This is a genomic window from Mesorhizobium salmacidum (SeqCode), assembly GCF_037179605.1.
GTDB lineage: Bacteria > Pseudomonadota > Alphaproteobacteria > Rhizobiales > Rhizobiaceae > Mesorhizobium > Mesorhizobium salmacidum.
The window spans coordinates 1-15,268 of record NZ_JAPYKS010000017.1 but is presented as its reverse complement, the minus strand read 5'-3'; the positions used below and the strand labels follow the sequence as shown (position 1 = coordinate 15,268).

Genomic DNA, 15,268 nt, shown 5'->3' with positions numbered 1-15,268 from the left:
ACGAAAAAGCGGCGCGGAAAATTCCGCGCCGCTTGTTTCGGGCCCTTGGGAGGGGAAGCCTTAGCCGCGCCTGGCGTCGATCGAATACGCGCCTGCACCCGAGGAGGCCAGCAGCAGGAAGCCGCCGGTGATGGCGACGTTCTTGAGAAACTGGATCATCTGCATCTGGTCGGCCCAGCCGGTGTGGGCGACCAGACCGGTTGCGATTGTGAAGATCGCGAGCACCCAGGCGGCGATCCTGGTCTGGAAACCGACGAGGACGGCAAGGCCGCCAAGCAGCTCGATCAGACCGACGATGACGGCTGTCGCCGTCGGTGCCGGCAGGCCGAGGCCACCGAAATAGGCGGCCGTGCCGGAAATGGCGGATAGTTTGCCGAATCCGGAAAGCAGGAAAATGACTGCGAGCAGGATACGGCCGAGCAGGATGGTGACAGAACTGTTGGACGCGGTGCCGGCGGCGGAAGTGTTGATGGACATGGTGGCTCTCCGATTGGTTTGAATGGCCACTCAGATAGACGATGCCGACTGTTCACCAAAGTCAGCCATGCGGTGACACATTGTTCACAGGATATACATTTTCGTGATCGGGCAGGGGGCGCGAAATTCGTGTCGGACGATGCGGTGGCGGGAGTAAATTCTCCCGCCGAAAAATGTCACTCGTGGTCCGACGCAATTCCGGACGGAAAACCGCTTTGCACTTTTCCTGGAATCGCTTCACCCAGGATGGGTCATGTCCTCCGGCCGCACCAGGCGGTCATAGTCGGCCTCGCTGACCAGTCCGGTTTCCAGTGCTTCCTCGCGCAATGTCGTGCCGTTCTTGTGCGCGGTCTTGGCGATCTTGGCGGCGTTGTCATAGCCGATGGTGGGAGCAAGCGCCGTCACCAGCATCAGTGAACGGTCGAGGGCCGCCTTGATGTTGTCCTCTCGCGCCTCGATGCCGATTATGCAATTGTCGGTGAAGGAGACCGATGCGTCGGCCAGCAACTGCACCGACTGGAGGAAGTTGTAGGCCATCAGCGGATTGTAGACGTTGAGCTCGAAATGGCCCTGGCTGCCGGCGAAGGTCAGCGCCGCATTGTTGCCGAAGACCTGCACGCAAACTTGCGTCATCGCCTCGCACTGCGTCGGATTGACCTTGCCCGGCATGATCGAGGACCCGGGCTCGTTTTCCGGCAGCGACAATTCGCCGAGGCCCGAGCGCGGGCCGGAGCCGAGAAAGCGGATGTCGTTGGCGATCTTGAACAGTGCCGCCGCCGCCGCGTTGATGGCGCCGTGCGAGAACACCATGGAATCGTGCGCGGCCAGCGCTTCGAACTTGTTCGGCGCGGTGACGAAGGCGATGCCTGATATGGCGGCGATACGATCGGCCACCCGCTCGGCGAAACCGACCGGCGCATTGAGGCCGGTGCCGACGGCAGTGCCGCCTTGCGCCAATTCCTGCAGGCCGGGCAGCGTCAATTCGATGCGTTTGATCGACGATGCGACCTGCGCCGCGTAGCCGGAGAATTCCTGGCCCAGCGTCAGTGGCGTGGCATCCTGCGTATGGGTGCGGCCGATCTTGATGATGTGATTGAAGTCCCGGCTCTTGGCGGCGAGCGCCTTATGCAGGTGCTTCAGCGCCGGCAAGAGGTCGTGCACGATCCGCTCGGCGCAGGCGATGTGCATGGCCGTCGGATAGGTATCGTTCGACGACTGGCTCATATTGACGTGGTCGTTGGGGTGCACCGGCTTTTTCGAGCCCATGACGCCGCCCAGCATTTCGATCGCGCGATTCGAGATCACTTCGTTGGCGTTCATGTTGGACTGCGTGCCCGAACCGGTCTGCCAGACCACCAGCGGGAAGTGGTCGTTGAGCTTGCCGTCGATGACCTCTTGCGCGGCCTCGATGATTGCCTTGCCGATGGCCGGATCGAGCCGCTTGAGCTCCATATTGGCTTCCGCCGCCGCCCGCTTGACGATACCCAGCGCGCGCACGATCGAAGCCGGCTGCTTTTCCCAGCCGATCTTGAAATTGCCCAGCGAACGCTGCGCCTGGGCGCCCCAATACCGGCCGGCGGCAACCTCGATGGGGCCGAACGTATCGGTTTCGGTTCTGGTTTTTTCAGCGCTCACTGGGTCTCTCCTGTCGAAGCCGGCAACGGCGTATCGCGTTGCACAACGGGCTTCAAGCGGAGAATGTGTGCGACTGAGATGCAAATCGGTTGAAGATGCTTCCGATCTCCCCGCTGGAAGCCTTGGAGGAGAGATCGGCAGTTTCGCGTTCTCAACTCAAGGGCGGACCGACAATGTCGATGCCATTTTCCGCGCAGATCCGCACCAGAGCCTCGATCATCTGCGGCGTCGGCTCCGACAGCGGCGGCAATTGCGGCTGTTGGGCGGGACGGCTGGTCTGACGCAGCATCGTCTCGAAATCGGAGCCGCGCGTGATGGTCAAGGTGCGCGCGCCGTCCTGGGATTCGACCCTGTATGTGTGCGGCAGGCCTTTCGGCGCGATGATGATTTCGCCAGGACCGGCGATCTGGTCGTGGCCGTCGATCAGAAAGCGCAGCTGTCCCTCCAGGACATGAAACACCTCGTCCTCGTGCCGATGCACATGCAGGGGTGGAGAATCGCCATGGGGCATGCGGTGCTCGACGACACAGATGCCGTCCTCGCCCTCCGCCGAGGAGAGCCGAATGGCAACCAGTGTGTTGTTGAACCAGAAGAGTTCCTTGCCTGCGATCGTGCTGTTGATCATTGTCATGACGGCTCTCCCTTGTGCTTGCGGTGCCGACCGAGCGGCGTCTGCGGCTACCTGACCAAGGATTGGCGGGCGATGGAAATCGAATGATCGTATGGGGCGGATTGATGCCATGAATTTGAATGCGCTCGACCTCAATCTCGTCAGGGTGCTCGATGCGCTTTTGCGTGAACGAAGCGTGACGCGCGCCGGCGAGCAGATCGGGCTGAGCCAGCCCGCCGTGAGCGCGGCGCTCAATCGCCTGCGTCATGTCCTCAACGACCAGCTGTTTGTGCGGCGCGGCAACGACATGGTGCCGACCCCGCGCGCCGAAAGCCTGACGGAGCCGGTGCGCGCGGCACTGCGCGAGATCGAACGCGTTTTCCAGACTGGCAAGGACTTCGATCCTGCCGGGTTGGAGCGAACCTTCACCTTCATGGGCGCGGATTTCTTCTCCATGCTGCTGATGCCGCCGCTGGCGGCGCGCATCGCGGCGATGGCGCCCGGCGTGTCGTTTCGCTTTCTGGACAGCGCGCGCGGCGACGTTTCGAGGTTGCTCCAGGACGATGAAATCGACGCTGCCCTCGAACGCCCGCTGGAGGTTCCCGACTGGGTCTCCAGCACGCCACTGTTCGATTCGCCATTCGCAATCATTGCCGCGAGGGACAATACCGCGATCAAGCAAGCTGGGATCGCGGACGGCGAGCCTTTGCCGATAGAGCTTTTCTGCGAATTGCCGCATGTTCTTCGCTCAATCGACGGTTCGATGTCAGGCTCTACCGACGCGGCGCTGGACAAGATCGGGCTGAAGCGCCGGGTGAGCCTCGCCTTGCCACATTTTCAGGCAGTCGCACTGGCGGTAGCCAGCGGAAACCACCTTGCCGCCGTTCCCAGGCAGTTCGCGGTAGCAGCGGTCAAGAGCTTGCCGGTCGTGATCTACCAACCGCCGTTCGCGATTGCGGTGCCGGAAGTCAGGATGTACTGGCACGCCCGCCATGACGATGAGCCGCCGCACCGCTGGATTCGCAATCAGATCCTGGAAGCTGTCGAGGCGCTCGGCTTCAGGGATCTCGACGGCGATGAAACGACCGGTTCCCGGACCTAGGCTTCATCCAGCCGTGTATCCGCCATCCACCGCAAAAATCACCCGTGGGTGGTCGAGCGCTTTTGGGTTGCCAGCCGCGCGGCGACATAGCCCTTGACCTGCCGGATCGCCTGTTCGCGCGAGACGCTGCCCGGCTGCAGGCCAAGGCGAAGCCAAAATCCGTCGATCAAGGCCGTGACGCCAAGCGCGATGTCGTCGGCCTCGCCGGGTGAGGCGAGGCCGCGCAGGCCAGATAACAGGTTCGAGCGCATGCGCCCGTGGATCACCTTCTGGATGCGCGCCAGCTTTTCATCGCGCGGCACCTCGGCGCAGAGCGAAAGCCAGGCATGGCAAAGAGGCGGCAGGAAGAGATGCTCCTCGAAATTGCCCTCGATCACCGCATCCAGGCGTTCCATCGACGTCCGTGCCTGGCGAAGCCTTGAGACCACCGCATTGCACAGGACCGCGTTGGCCTCGCGCATCGCGTGCTCGAACAATTCCTGCTTGTTACGGAAATAGTGCAGCACGATGCCTTTGGAGGCGCCGGCATGGGCAGCGACCTTTTCCAGCGTGGCCCCCGCAATGCCTTCGCGCTCCAGAACCGCGAAGGCCGCCTGCCGCAATTCCTTGCGGCGTATGTCGCCAAGCCGCTTCAGTTTCACGAGATTGTTCCATGCATCACGAATCCACGTTGACATTTTCGTCCCGCGAGATCAATCATTGACCAGTGGGACAATAAAAAGACCGATTGGTCAATTTGAGCAATGAGGAGAACGGAAATGTTGCGCATCCTTGCAGGTGGTGCCTGTCTTGCCGCGCTGGTGTTGGCCTCGCAGGCGGCCCAGGCGGCGGACCCCGAGCAATGCCGGGCGGTCCGCATGGCCGAGCCCGGCTGGAACGATCTCGCTTTCACCACGGGGGTGGGCAACGTGCTCCTGCAAGCGCTCGGCTATCAGCCACAGAGCGAGGTGCTCGGCATCAACGTCATCTACGAAGGCATGAAGAACCGGGATCTCGACCTGTTCCTGGGTTACTGGGACCCGGCGATGGTTACTTATTACGAGCCCTACAAGAAGGACGGCTCGATCGAGAATGTGCGTGTCAATCTCGTCGGCGCCAAATACACCTTCGCCGTGCCGACCTATGTCTGGGAGGCAGGGGTCAAGGACGTCTCCGACCTGCACAAGTTCGCCGACAAGTTCGGCAAGAAGATGTATGGCATCGAGCCCGGCTCCAACCAGCTGATGATGGATGCCATCGCCGATCCGGCCTTCGGCCTCGATGGCTGGCACGTGGTCGAGTCCAGTGAAGCCGGCATGCTGTCGGAGGTCGGTTACGAGATCAAGGAGAAGCAGTTCATCGTCTTCCAGGGCTGGGCGCCACATCCGATGAACACCATGTATGACTTCAAGTACCTGACCGGCGGCGACAAGTTCTTCGGCCCGAATTTCGGCGCCGCGACGGTGACGACGCAGGTCCGCAAGGGCTACCTGCAGGAATGTCCGAACGTGGCGCAGTTCCTCAGGAACCTAGCCTTCGACATCGACTTCGAGAATGTCGGCATGGGCTACCTCATCAACGACGGCATGAAGCCGGAGGACGGGGCGCTGAAGGCGATCACGCTGAACAAGAACCGCCTCGATGCCTGGCTCGCCGGTGTCACGACTTTCGATGGCAAACCTGGTCTTGCCGCCGTCAAGGAAAAGCTCGGCCTGTGAGACCGCCGGACGCCTTGCCCATTGCCGGAGTGGAACAGGACGCCTGGGCTGGCCGCAAGCGATGGATCAATGCCGGCGATCTTGACATCGCCTATGTCGAGATCGCCGGCGCCGGGCCGCCGCTGTTGCTGGTTCATGGTTTCACGGACACCAGCCGCAGCTTTTCGCTGCTGGCGCCGCATCTGGCCGGACGCCGGCTGATCATGCCCGATCTGCGCGGCCATGGTGCCTCGCAGGCGGGCGACGGCTGCCGCGTCGCGGATTTCGCCGAGGATATTGCAGGGTTGATCCGGCACCTGCGGTTGGACCAGCCTGTCGTCGTCGGTCATTCCCTGGGCGGCATGGTGGCGATTGCATTGGCCGCGCGGCAGCCGGACCTCATCGGTGGCCTGGTCGTGCTGGCCAGCACGCTGAAGCCCGGTTTCACGCCGGACCATCCGCTGCCGGTCGGCATTCAGGATTTGCGCGACCCGCTATCGCCGGTCGACCCGTTCTACGACTGGTGGCATGCCTGCCGGTCCTCGGTGCCGCGGCCGTTTCTCGCTGGCCTGGCGAAGGAAGCTTCCGCCATGCCGGTGGCCCGCTGGCGCGCCATTCTGGAGGAAGTCCGCATCACGGACCTGATAGCCGAGGCGCGGACCGTGCGGGCCAGGGCGCTGATCATCGCCGGCGCCTGCGACCCGCTTTTCGGCGAAGCGCACCAGCAGGCTTTGGCCGAGGCGCTGACCGGATCCCGTCTCGTCTGGGCGCCAAATTGCGGTCACAATCCGCATTGGGAGGATCCGGCCTTTGTGGCCTCCGCGATCTCGGGGATGTTGTCCGGCCGCTGATCACCTCAACAGCGATCGGGCCGTGGGCACCAGCCGCAACGTCTCGGCCGGCTTCGTGCTGACGGCTTGCATGCTCTGGCCGAGCGCCCGCCACGCCGGCGAAACGGCGAGGCGATGGCTGGCATCGGCGTTGTGGAAGCCGGTAACGGCGACGAAGACGTTTTCTCCGGCGCGGACGGGAAGTCGAGGGAACGTGTTTGCGGCCGGCTCCGTCAGGAAGGCGCCGAGCAGACGCGCGCCGTTCTGGGCAAGCCGCGCAACCATCTCCGCCCGGAAACGCCCGGCGAAGTCGGCGCCCGGCAGCAAATGATGAATCGAAATCTCAACCAGGCCAGGCCACCAATTCCGATCGCTTGTGCTTTTGGCCGCCGTTGGCCGGCGGGGTCCTGACAGATCGAAGCCGGCGCCCGGCCAGGCCGGCCGCAGCAGCAACACATCGTCGGAATCGATCATCGTCGCATTGGCGGCATCACGGTGCGCCGCCCATACAGGGCCGTCATAGAATGCGCCGAGAGCATCCTTTCGGGTATCCATGCTCTCGAAGCCGCGCATCCAGACGAACATGTCGGGGCGGTCGAGGTCGCGGAATTGGCCGATAATCGTCATCCCCGCATCTTCCTGGCTTTCGATGAACTCCGTGTCGAAGATCTCGATCAACGTTTCGCGCCGGCCGGGTTTCAATGTGTACTGGCGCAATTCGACGATCGGCGAGGCGAGTGCAGCGGGCTTTGGCATGGCATTCGGGGTCGGGTTCATCCGGCGTTCTCCAAAACAGGTTGATCATCCTGTTTATAAACAGACCGGTTGCCCTGTTTTGTCAACATGCTATCCTTCGGCAATGTCAGCAGAGATAAACATCCGGCCAAGGCGAGCCCGAGGCAAACGCTTCAACGACCCCGAAGGCATGCGCAGGAAAGTGCTCGATGTCGCGGAAGTCGCGTTTCAGGCACGCGGCTACCATGCTTCCAGCCTGGGCGACCTCATGACGGCGGCAGGCGTCAGCGGTGGCGCGCTGCATCATCATTTCCCGACCAAGAAGGCATTGGCGCTGGCGGTCATCGACGAGCGCGTGGCGGCGGCGGTCGAGGAGACGTGGATAGCGCCGGTGCGGCGGGCGGCTTCGGCGCGCGAGGGCGTGCGTCAGGTGTTCGAAGCCGTGGCAGCCGAACTGGAACGGCAAGGTTTCGTACGCGGCTGCCCGCTGAATAACCTGGCGCATGAACTCTCGCTTGCCGATCCCGAATTCCGGATTGCCCTTGCCGGTATTTTTGCGGCATGGCGCCAGGCGATCGCCGACAAGATCAGGGCCGACCAGCAGGAGGGCAGGGAGCAAGGCACGGATCCCGAGCATTTTGCGCTGGTTGCCGTCGCCACCTATTCCGGCGCCATGTCGCTGGCCAAGACAGAGCAGCACGCCGGCCCGTTGCGCGATTGCCTTGCGGCGTTCGAGCGGAGCGCCGCCCACGCGGCATCATCGCAGGGCGATCCGGGGGCGAGGCGACGTCGCAGAGTGCTGCGGCGGTTCGGCAGCACTTGAGGGCAAGCTACAGCCGAGCTTGCCGCCGATGCCGCGACGAGCGTGGAAAGCCGGTTGCTACTCGGCCAATGGCTTGATCGTCTCGTAACCGCTGAACTTTACTGCCGCCCGCTCTCCATGCTGAAATTCCCCGATGATGAATCGCCCTTCGTCCCTATTGCTGTCGCGGCGTGGTTTTCTGGTGCAGGCCGCCGGTCTTGCCGCGGCCAGTGCGCTTTCACGCCCGGCGCTCGGTCAGACCGGGCAGCGCATCCCGCCCGTCGACGCCACCTTCCTGTTCGTCGCCGATGTCCATGCCTGCCGCATGGCGAGCGGTTTGAGCCCCAATTGCCAGCAGGAAGGCAAGACGGACGCGGCGCTGTTGCGCAACGTCGCGGCGTTGAACGCCATCGGTGATAAGAAGTGGCCGGTCGAGATCAACGGCGTCGCCACGGGCTTGCGGTCGGCCGGCAGCCGCATCGGCACGCCGCTCGGACTTGCCGTCGGCGGTGACATCACCGACGATGGCGGCGGCCAGATCACCGAGCCCAGCGAAGGCACCCAACTCCTGCAGTTCAGCCAGCGCTATCAGCAAGGCATGGGGCCCGACCGCGTGCATGTTCCGGTTTATGTCGGCCTCGGCAATCATGACCTCGATCAGAACGGTCCGCCACATCATGTCGACTGGTACCGGCGCGAAATGCGCGATTATGTCGAGGTCAATCACCGCGCCGGCGTGTTCTTCAAGCCGCCGGTGCCGGCCACCAGCTACGACGTCGACACCGACTGCTATTCATGGGACTGGGGTGGCCTGCATCTGGTGCAGAGCCATCGTTTCGCCGGCGACACCGGCCACGGCGCCGACAACAGCCTGCCTTGGCTCAAGCAGGATCTGGCGACCTATGCGGCGGACGGCCGCCCGGTCATCCTGTTCCAGCACTATGGCTGGGACAGTTTTTCGATGGAGCGGTGGGATACCGTCAAGAGAGTATTCGACGACGGCGGCAAGGGAGCGCCGCATTGGTGGAGCGATGCGGACCGCCAGGCATTGCTGGCGGCCCTGAAGGGCTACAACGTCGTTGCCGTCTTCCATGGTCATCAGCACGAGGTGCCGATGATCTATCAACGCGACGGCCTCGATCTCTTCAAGCCGAAAGCGGCCTACATGGGCGGCCTCGCTCTGGCACGTGTCACCGACGACGGCCTGGACGTCGTGTTGGGGCAAGCCAGCGACGATCATGGCGACGTGATTTTCACCAACGCCTTCAGCAAATCGCTGAAGACGTGAAAAGGGCCGCTCGATATGGCCCTTCCACAGCGATCAAACAGATTTCTTGACCTTGTCCTTCACGTCGCCATAGGCCTTCTGTACCTTGCCTGTGGCCTTGTCGGCCACGCCTTCGGCCTGCGTCCGCCTGTCGCTGGTCGCCTTGCCGGCGGCTTGCTTGACCGAGCCTTTCACCTGCTTGGCCACGCCGGCGACCTGATCCTTGTTCACCATTTCCGCATCTCCCGGATCTTGTTCGCTTGAGCAAACGAGCCGGCACGGATTCGGTTCCAGCAACCGCTCCCTGTGTCGGCAAACAGTGCCTTTCGGCGGCTGGGCCGGCAGGCTAGGGTGCCGGCCGGCGCAGTCCGCAAGGAGCAACACCGCCAAGGGGGACAGATGTCGGAATTCACGCTCTATATCGGCAACAAATGCTTTTCGTCCTGGTCGCTCAGGCCCTGGGTGGCGATGCGGTACCTGGAGATACCGTTCGAAGAAGGATTCGTGCGGCTGCGCACGCCCGAGACCTTTGCCAATCTGGCGAAAGTTTCGCCGACCGGTCAGGTGCCCGTCCTGGTTCACAAGCCCTTGAATCACGATGGCAGGATCGTCTGGGAAACCCTTGCCATCCTCGAATATCTCGCCGACCTCTTTCCTGGGAAAAAGCTCTGGCCGGCCGATATCGGCGCCCGGGCGCTGGCGCGTTCGGCGGCGACCGAAATGCATTCCGGTTTTCGCGAAGTCCGCTATGGCTGGCCGATGAACTTGCGCCGGCCAAAGGGCCACAAGCCGCTCGATGCCGAGGGCGAGGCCCAACGTGCCCGCATCGAGGCGCTGTGGCGCGAGTGCCGTGAGAAACACGGCAAGGGCGGCCCGTTTCTGTTCGGTCATTTCACCGCGGCCGATGCCATGTATGCGCCTGTCGTCACCCGTTTCGACACTTATGGCGGGGAGCTGGCGCCCGACACCAGGGCCTATGTGGACGCGGTTCTGGCAACACCAGCCATGCGCCAATGGTATGCGGAAGCCGCCAGGGAGACATGGCCGGAGCCGGGCCCCGACGAATAGGGCTGTCCGTGAAGCGGTCTTACCCAGGGATCGAGACGGGCCGCGCGATGTGCTTTCACCCGGCGGATTTCGGGCCGATAGCGCAATATTTGACAGGCGGCTGAAACACGGGTAGAAGAAATCTGTCGATATTTGTTTGACTGACTTTTGTTATCCGCGCTTTCGAGCGCGTCTTTGACGAACTTCCCACATCAAAAATCGAGACAAACGACGTTGTGCATCCGCACGGCGGCGAACGAATATTTGCCATGGAAAGGGTTCGTCATGAGCACCGGCACAGTTAAGTGGTTCAACGCCACCAAGGGTTTTGGTTTTATTCAGCCTGACGACGGCTCCGCCGACGTTTTTGTCCACATCTCGGCCGTGGAACGCGCCGGCATGCGCGACATCGTCGAGGGCCAGAAGCTCGGCTACGAGATGGTCCGCGACAACAAGTCGGGCAAGATGTCCGCCGACCAGTTGAAGGCGGCCTGAAGAAAGAATTCAGCCATTCCGGTGACCACGGATGTACTGGCACCGGTGAATGGCGAATTCGGGCGCATGGCCATGGGACCTGAGTTTCCAAGGTTTGTGCTGCCCATCAGGAGCTAGCCTTGTGCATCCAGTTGGATGCGCGGCGCTCCCAGGGAAGGTCAGGCGGTGCCTGGCCTTTTTCATTTTACGCTTGTTGCCGCTGAAAATGCGCTGCGCATTGGGCTGAACGTGCTAAGGGACGCTCCAGCAATTTGAATCCGCTGCCGCATTGCTTTGTGCATGGTCCCGACCGAAGACCCGGTCTCGCCCTATCGGCACCAGGCTCCTGACAGGAGAAAGATTTTGACCGCTCATTCGAAGACAGCCGTCGATACCGCCGTGTCGCTGTTCAGCAAGACGCAAACCCAGTCGATGTCGCTCAACCGCATCAATTCCGAGCGCGATGCCGTCAGCCAGGCGCGGGAAGCCAAGACCGCGCGCTTGCGCGAGTTGCGGCTGGAGAAAGAGGCCGACGAGATGGCGGCCGCCGCAGCACTCGCGTCGCTGCCGAAACGAGCCGGAAAACGCTGATGGCCACCAAGCGCGTACCGTCAACGCCGATCGCCGCCGATGCGACCATCGCCGACATGGTCGAAACCCTCGACAAGCCGGTCGAATATGTCCGTCGCGTGCTGGAGAAACTCGAACGCTGCAAGCGCGCCCATGGCGATGCCCAGGTGCGCATCGGCGTGCGCGGCCGTGCCGAGTGCCCGAACTACCTCATCGAATATGTCCGCGAAGACGCCAAGACCCATGAGCGGGTGACCTATCAGGATGCCGCCTATAGCGGCAGCACGCATCGTGAGCTGGCGGCTCATCACATCGCGGAAGCCAGGAACTGGTCGCCCGAGGAAATGAACATCACGGCGGTTTCGGCGCTGATCGGCCGCCTGCGCAATCCGCGCGCACCATCATCGCGTTTCGCCGACGAGGACTGACATGGCCATAAAATTCTCCGCCAAGGACCAGCCGGCAGCGCCGGCTTCCGCCGCAAAGCCGGCCAAGCCGGTTGCCGCGCCAAAGGCGGCCGAGGCAGCGACCGATCTGTTCAAGTCGCCAGCGGACGCACCGAAGGGCAAGACCGGCAAGAAGAAGTAGCGCCTTGCCTGGGGACGCCGATCGCAATCTTGCTGCTTTGAAGCCGGTTGCCGTGGTAGCCGCGACCACCCTGGCTTCGTGTCAAGTAGGCATCGCTCCTGTCTTCGATTGCCAGAGCTGCGGCGCCTGCTGTTCCTATTCGGCCGAATGGCCGCGCTTTTCGACCGAGGATGACGCGCAGCTCGACCGCATCCCGGAAAAATACGTGGCGGCCGACCTGTCGGGCATGCGCTGTGACGGCGTGCGCTGTTCGGCCCTGTCCGGCGAAGTCGGCAAGTCCACCGCTTGCACCATCTACGAAATGCGACCGGATGTCTGCCGCGCCTGCATGCCCGGCGATGACGAGTGCCTGATGGCGCGCCGGGCGCTCGGATTTTCCACCGTTTAGCGCGCCTCCTGGCGGCGAATGCCGTGGCTTGTGCGCACCCCGCTTGCTGGCTAGGCTGCGTCAGGGCAGGGCGCTGGAGGAGATCATCGTGAGCATCGAATTTCTATTGACGTCGCTGATCGTCGTGGCTTCGCCCGGCACCGGCGTTCTCTACACGCTGAGCGCCGGACTTTCGCGCGGTGCGCGGGCCTCGATCATTGCCGCCTTCGGCTGCACGCTCGGCATCATCCCACATATGGCCGCTGCCATCACCGGTCTGGCGGCGCTGCTGCACACCAGTGCGGTTGCTTTCGAGACGCTGAAATATCTCGGCGTCGCCTATCTGCTCTACATGGCCTGGAATACGCTGAAGGAGAAGGGCGGCCTGAGCGTCGAGGACAATGTCGCGCCACGCTCGGCCAGCAAGGTGATCGCCACCGGCATCCTCGTCAATGTGCTCAATCCGAAACTGTCGATCTTCTTCTTCGCCTTCCTGCCGCAATTCGTCAGCACCACCGAGGCCAACGCGCTGTCGAAGATGCTGGAGCTCAGCTCGGTCTTCATGCTTTTGACCTTCGTGGTCTTCGTCGGCTACGGCATCTTCGCGGCGTCGATCCGCAGCCATGTCGTGTCGCGGCCGATGGTGCTGACCTGGATGCGCCGGACGTTTGCCGGCGCCTTCGTCATGCTCGGCGCCAAGTTGGCACTGGCGGACAGGTGATCGCGCGGCTTACAGCATGTCGCGGCGAATAGGGTTCGCCCGACCTGCTGTAAGCTTCTCATTTTATGCACGTCCCGGGACCGAGGACACTTCCGGCGACATGCATTAGCCCTTGACGTAACCCATGGCCTCGACGATCCGCCCGCCCGCGACGCGCATCAGGTTGACGCCGCGCAGCGAATTGCCGTCGGCCATCCAGTAGCGCCAGCGGATCGTGGCGCGGTCGCCGGCCACGAAAGTCTCTTCGAGGTCGAAGCGCGTACCGGGTGCGGTGGCGATCGCCGACCACAGCTCGACACAGGCTGCCTTGCCGGCGCGGCGCGCGCCGTCCGGCGCCGGCGTGGTGTTCTCGATCACGCAGTCCTGCGCCACCAGCTCGTCGAGAGCCGAGGGGTCGTGACGCTGGAACACGTCGTTATAGCGCCGCATGATTTCAGCCGTTTCGCCGGATCGGTTGGCCGCGGCGATGTCGATGATCGATTCCTGGGTCATCGAATTTTCTCCTTCCGTTCTTAGTGAGTTATGAGGTTCGCTTTCAGGGTGATCGCGGCGACGCCGGCCAGCGCCCGCGAGACGAGGCATCCCGCCTTGGCCGACTGCGCCAGCCGCTCGAAGTCGGCGGCGGCGAGACCGGCGACGTTCGCCTCCGTCTCAAGCTCGATGCGGGTAATCGTCGGCCCGGCCTCGGTGGCGCCCAGATGCACCTTTGCGATCGTGTGGATATCGCTTGCGATTGACCTTCGCTGCCGAGAATGGCGGTGAGCGCCATCGAGAAGCAGCCGGCGTGGGCGGCCGCGATCAGTTCCTCCGGATTGGTGCCGGGGCCGTTCTCGAAGCGGGACGGGAACGAGTAGGCGCCCTCGAACACGCCGCTGCCCAGCCTTAGCCGGCCGGATCCTTCCTTGAGCGTGCCGTGCCATTCGGCCGATGCGTCGCGAATTGTCATTGCTGTTTCTCCTCCGCCTGATGAATGAGGGCTCACGCGCCGGGACCACTTCCTCGCTGTCCAGCCAACAGCGAAGTGGTCTTGTTAAATATATAGACCGATTTACATATTATGTAGACCGATTGTCATGTTCAATGCAAGTCCTATAATGCGAAGTCCTGACAGAGGCTGACATGGCGACAGACACACGCAAACGTATGATCGAGGCGACGGCACTGCTTTTGCGGCGGCGCGGCTATCACGGCACTTCGCTCAACGACATTCTGAGTGCCAGCGCCGCGCCGCGTGGCTCGCTCTATTTCCATTTCCCAGGTGGCAAGGACCAACTGGTCGTCGAGGTGACGCGCGCCAGCGTGGCCGACGTGACCGAGCGGCTGGGTGCCCAACTGGCGTCGGAAAGCGATCCGGCGGTCGCCGTCCACCACATTTACCAGTCCGTCGCCCGCATGCTGGAGGACAACGAGTTTTCGCTCGGCTGCCCGATCGCGCCCGTCGTGCTGGATGCGCCGAACGAAGTGCCCGACCTCGAAGAGATCTGCCGCTCGGCTTTCGAGCAGTGGATAGGCTTGCTGCGGGATGCCTTCATCAGGGCAGGGATCCCGGAGCGTCGCGCGCAGGCGCTGGCGCTGCTGGTCGAATCTTCGCTGGAAGGCCTGATGGTGATTGCCCGCGCCACCCGCGACCGTACCCCGCTGCTGGCAGTGGCTAACGAGGTCGGGGCCCTGATCGAGCAAGCGGTGCTCGCCGGCAAGGTGGCGCGGCGTGCGGAGACTGCTGTCTGACGCTGGGTCCAACCGACCGCGGTGGAGCACCAGCCTCAACATGCAAAGAAAAGGGCGACCTCTCGGCCGCCCTTTCGAAAAATTTGCGAAGTTGGCTGGATTAGAAGTCCATGCCGCCACTCAAGCCCGCTTGCGGGCTTGAGCAATGTTAGCTCATGGGCGTGCTTTATGGACTTCTTAGAAGTCCATGCCGCCCATGCCGCCCATGCCGCCGCCGCCCATGCCGCCAGGCATGCCGCCGCCAGCCGAGTCCTTCTTAGGAGCTTCGGCGATCATGGCTTCGGTGGTGACGAGCAGGCCGGCGACCGATGCCGCGTCCTGGAGGGCCGTGCGCACGACCTTGACCGGATCGACGATACCCATGACGATCATGTCGCCATATTCGCCGGTCTGGGCGTTGTAGCCGAAGGTCGCGCCCTTGTTCTCGAGGATCTTGCCGGCGACGATCGATGCTTCCGCACCGGCGTTGGCCGCGATCTGGCGGGCCGGAGCCTGCAGTGCACGACGAACGATGTTGATGCCGGCGGCCTGGTCGGCGTTGACGCCGGTCACCTTGATGTTGGCCGAAGCGCGCAGCAGGGCAACGCCACCGCCGGCAACGATGCCTTCTTCCACGGCCGCGCGGGTCGCGTTGAGGGC

General features: G+C 63.1%; 21 protein-coding genes and 1 pseudogene. 13 read left to right on the top strand and 9 right to left on the bottom strand.

Annotated features, from left to right (window positions below; all coding sequences use genetic code 11):
- Nucleotides 1-60: 60 nt before the first annotated feature.
- The 3 genes from O7A60_RS21800 to O7A60_RS21790 all read right to left on the bottom strand — a co-directional run bounded on the left by O7A60_RS21800 (nt 61) and on the right by O7A60_RS21790 (nt 2,743).
- Entirely contained in the window at nt 61-477 is a 417-nt protein-coding gene (locus tag O7A60_RS21800) for a DoxX family protein (protein ID WP_140507418.1), read from the bottom strand.
- Nucleotides 478-714: 237 nt separating this feature from the next.
- Entirely contained in the window at nt 715-2,112 is a 1,398-nt protein-coding gene (gene fumC / locus O7A60_RS21795; RefSeq protein ID WP_337107960.1) for a class II fumarate hydratase, read from the bottom strand.
- Between the two features lie 151 nt (nt 2,113-2,263).
- Entirely contained in the window at nt 2,264-2,743 is a 480-nt protein-coding gene (locus O7A60_RS21790; protein WP_337107959.1) for a cupin domain-containing protein, read from the bottom strand.
- A gap of 91 nt (nt 2,744-2,834) precedes the next feature.
- Between O7A60_RS21790 and O7A60_RS21785 the strand changes: the two genes are divergently transcribed.
- Nucleotides 2,835-3,824, top strand: a complete 990-nt coding sequence (locus O7A60_RS21785) for a LysR family transcriptional regulator (RefSeq protein ID WP_337107958.1) — start codon at nt 2,835-2,837, stop codon at nt 3,822-3,824.
- Nucleotides 3,825-3,862: 38 nt separating this feature from the next.
- Here the strand turns inward: O7A60_RS21785 and betI are convergent, their stop codons facing one another.
- On the bottom strand, nt 3,863-4,501 hold the full coding sequence (betI, locus tag O7A60_RS21780; RefSeq protein ID WP_337107957.1) for a choline-binding transcriptional repressor BetI: 639 nt from the start codon (nt 4,499-4,501) through the stop codon (nt 3,863-3,865).
- Nucleotides 4,502-4,582: 81 nt separating this feature from the next.
- On the opposite strand from betI, the gene choX reads away from it, so the two are divergent.
- On the top strand, nt 4,583-5,521 hold the full coding sequence (gene choX, locus O7A60_RS21775; protein ID WP_337107956.1) for a choline ABC transporter substrate-binding protein: 939 nt from the start codon (nt 4,583-4,585) through the stop codon (nt 5,519-5,521).
- Complete coding sequence (locus tag O7A60_RS21770; RefSeq protein WP_337107955.1) at nt 5,518-6,351, top strand: alpha/beta fold hydrolase; 834 nt, start codon at nt 5,518-5,520, stop codon at nt 6,349-6,351. Before choX ends, O7A60_RS21770 begins: the two co-directional genes overlap by 4 nt.
- On the opposite strand, the gene O7A60_RS21765 is transcribed toward O7A60_RS21770, so the two are convergent.
- A complete protein-coding gene (locus O7A60_RS21765) occupies nt 6,352-7,107 on the bottom strand; it encodes an NIPSNAP family protein (protein WP_337107954.1) in 756 nt (251 codons plus the stop codon).
- A 148-nt stretch (nt 7,108-7,255) separates the two neighbouring features.
- Here O7A60_RS21765 and O7A60_RS21760 point away from each other — a divergent pair, with 148 nt between their 5' ends.
- Both O7A60_RS21760 and O7A60_RS21755 read left to right on the top strand, forming a co-directional pair.
- Nucleotides 7,256-7,888: a TetR/AcrR family transcriptional regulator gene (locus O7A60_RS21760; protein ID WP_337107953.1), complete on the top strand. Its 633-nt coding sequence runs from the start codon at nt 7,256-7,258 to the stop codon at nt 7,886-7,888.
- A gap of 133 nt (nt 7,889-8,021) precedes the next feature.
- Complete coding sequence (locus O7A60_RS21755) at nt 8,022-9,155, top strand: metallophosphoesterase (protein ID WP_337107952.1); 1,134 nt, start codon at nt 8,022-8,024, stop codon at nt 9,153-9,155.
- 33 nt (nt 9,156-9,188) lie between these two features.
- On the opposite strand, the gene O7A60_RS21750 is transcribed toward O7A60_RS21755, so the two are convergent.
- On the bottom strand, nt 9,189-9,368 hold the full coding sequence (locus tag O7A60_RS21750) for a CsbD family protein (protein WP_140714142.1): 180 nt from the start codon (nt 9,366-9,368) through the stop codon (nt 9,189-9,191).
- A gap of 165 nt (nt 9,369-9,533) precedes the next feature.
- Between O7A60_RS21750 and O7A60_RS21745 the strand changes: the two genes are divergently transcribed.
- The 7 genes from O7A60_RS21745 (at nt 9,534) to O7A60_RS21715 (ending at nt 12,901) form a co-directional block, all read left to right on the top strand.
- Nucleotides 9,534-10,202 (top strand): glutathione S-transferase family protein, encoded by a 669-nt coding sequence (locus tag O7A60_RS21745; protein ID WP_337107951.1) that lies wholly within the window; start codon nt 9,534-9,536, stop codon nt 10,200-10,202.
- 264 nt (nt 10,203-10,466) lie between these two features.
- Nucleotides 10,467-10,676 (top strand): cold-shock protein, encoded by a 210-nt coding sequence (locus O7A60_RS21740; protein WP_010915421.1) that lies wholly within the window; start codon nt 10,467-10,469, stop codon nt 10,674-10,676.
- Between the two features lie 342 nt (nt 10,677-11,018).
- On the top strand, nt 11,019-11,246 hold the full coding sequence (locus O7A60_RS21735; RefSeq protein WP_337107950.1) for a hypothetical protein: 228 nt from the start codon (nt 11,019-11,021) through the stop codon (nt 11,244-11,246).
- Entirely contained in the window at nt 11,246-11,653 is a 408-nt protein-coding gene (locus O7A60_RS21730; RefSeq protein WP_140507394.1) for a hypothetical protein, read from the top strand. The genes O7A60_RS21735 and O7A60_RS21730 overlap by 1 nt, the downstream gene beginning before the upstream one ends.
- A gap of 1 nt (nt 11,654) precedes the next feature.
- Nucleotides 11,655-11,813 (top strand): hypothetical protein, encoded by a 159-nt coding sequence (locus O7A60_RS21725; RefSeq protein ID WP_140507392.1) that lies wholly within the window; start codon nt 11,655-11,657, stop codon nt 11,811-11,813.
- Between the two features lie 52 nt (nt 11,814-11,865).
- On the top strand, nt 11,866-12,201 hold the full coding sequence (locus tag O7A60_RS21720) for a YkgJ family cysteine cluster protein (RefSeq protein WP_337108065.1): 336 nt from the start codon (nt 11,866-11,868) through the stop codon (nt 12,199-12,201).
- Between the two features lie 88 nt (nt 12,202-12,289).
- Entirely contained in the window at nt 12,290-12,901 is a 612-nt protein-coding gene (locus O7A60_RS21715) for a LysE family translocator (protein ID WP_337107949.1), read from the top strand.
- Nucleotides 12,902-13,006: 105 nt separating this feature from the next.
- Here the strand turns inward: O7A60_RS21715 and O7A60_RS21710 are convergent, their stop codons facing one another.
- Together O7A60_RS21710 and O7A60_RS21705 are read right to left on the bottom strand one after the other, a co-directional pair.
- On the bottom strand, nt 13,007-13,393 hold the full coding sequence (locus O7A60_RS21710) for a nuclear transport factor 2 family protein (RefSeq protein WP_140714152.1): 387 nt from the start codon (nt 13,391-13,393) through the stop codon (nt 13,007-13,009).
- A 20-nt stretch (nt 13,394-13,413) separates the two neighbouring features.
- Nucleotides 13,414-13,847 (bottom strand): annotated as a pseudogene (locus tag O7A60_RS21705) (OsmC family protein).
- 173 nt (nt 13,848-14,020) lie between these two features.
- On the opposite strand from O7A60_RS21705, the gene O7A60_RS21700 reads away from it, so the two are divergent.
- Nucleotides 14,021-14,629 (top strand): TetR/AcrR family transcriptional regulator, encoded by a 609-nt coding sequence (locus tag O7A60_RS21700; RefSeq protein WP_337107948.1) that lies wholly within the window; start codon nt 14,021-14,023, stop codon nt 14,627-14,629.
- A 177-nt stretch (nt 14,630-14,806) separates the two neighbouring features.
- Here the strand turns inward: O7A60_RS21700 and O7A60_RS21695 are convergent.
- On the bottom strand, nt 14,807-15,268 hold a 462-nt coding region (locus O7A60_RS21695), incomplete at its 5' end, for a TCP-1/cpn60 chaperonin family protein (protein ID WP_337107947.1).

What these genes read in the sequence shown, in the direction of transcription:
- O7A60_RS21800 (WP_140507418.1), bottom strand. Translation starts at nt 477, where the DNA reads ATGTCCATCAACACTTCCGCCGCCGGCACCGCGTCCAACAGTTCTGTC.
- O7A60_RS21790 (WP_337107959.1), bottom strand. Translation starts at nt 2,743, where the DNA reads ATGACAATGATCAACAGCACGATCGCAGGCAAGGAACTCTTCTGGTTC.
- O7A60_RS21785 (WP_337107958.1), top strand. Translation starts at nt 2,835, where the DNA reads ATGGGGCGGATTGATGCCATGAATTTGAATGCGCTCGACCTCAATCTC.
- betI (WP_337107957.1), bottom strand. Translation starts at nt 4,501, where the DNA reads ATGTCAACGTGGATTCGTGATGCATGGAACAATCTCGTGAAACTGAAG.
- choX (WP_337107956.1), top strand. Translation starts at nt 4,583, where the DNA reads ATGTTGCGCATCCTTGCAGGTGGTGCCTGTCTTGCCGCGCTGGTGTTG.
- O7A60_RS21765 (WP_337107954.1), bottom strand. Translation starts at nt 7,107, where the DNA reads ATGAACCCGACCCCGAATGCCATGCCAAAGCCCGCTGCACTCGCCTCG.
- O7A60_RS21760 (WP_337107953.1), top strand. Translation starts at nt 7,256, where the DNA reads ATGCGCAGGAAAGTGCTCGATGTCGCGGAAGTCGCGTTTCAGGCACGC.
- O7A60_RS21755 (WP_337107952.1), top strand. Translation starts at nt 8,022, where the DNA reads ATGATGAATCGCCCTTCGTCCCTATTGCTGTCGCGGCGTGGTTTTCTG.
- O7A60_RS21750 (WP_140714142.1), bottom strand. Translation starts at nt 9,368, where the DNA reads ATGGTGAACAAGGATCAGGTCGCCGGCGTGGCCAAGCAGGTGAAAGGC.
- O7A60_RS21745 (WP_337107951.1), top strand. Translation starts at nt 9,534, where the DNA reads ATGTCGGAATTCACGCTCTATATCGGCAACAAATGCTTTTCGTCCTGG.
- O7A60_RS21740 (WP_010915421.1), top strand. Translation starts at nt 10,467, where the DNA reads ATGAGCACCGGCACAGTTAAGTGGTTCAACGCCACCAAGGGTTTTGGT.
- O7A60_RS21730 (WP_140507394.1), top strand. Translation starts at nt 11,246, where the DNA reads ATGGCCACCAAGCGCGTACCGTCAACGCCGATCGCCGCCGATGCGACC.
- O7A60_RS21725 (WP_140507392.1), top strand. Translation starts at nt 11,655, where the DNA reads ATGGCCATAAAATTCTCCGCCAAGGACCAGCCGGCAGCGCCGGCTTCC.
- O7A60_RS21710 (WP_140714152.1), bottom strand. Translation starts at nt 13,393, where the DNA reads ATGACCCAGGAATCGATCATCGACATCGCCGCGGCCAACCGATCCGGC.
- O7A60_RS21700 (WP_337107948.1), top strand. Translation starts at nt 14,021, where the DNA reads ATGGCGACAGACACACGCAAACGTATGATCGAGGCGACGGCACTGCTT.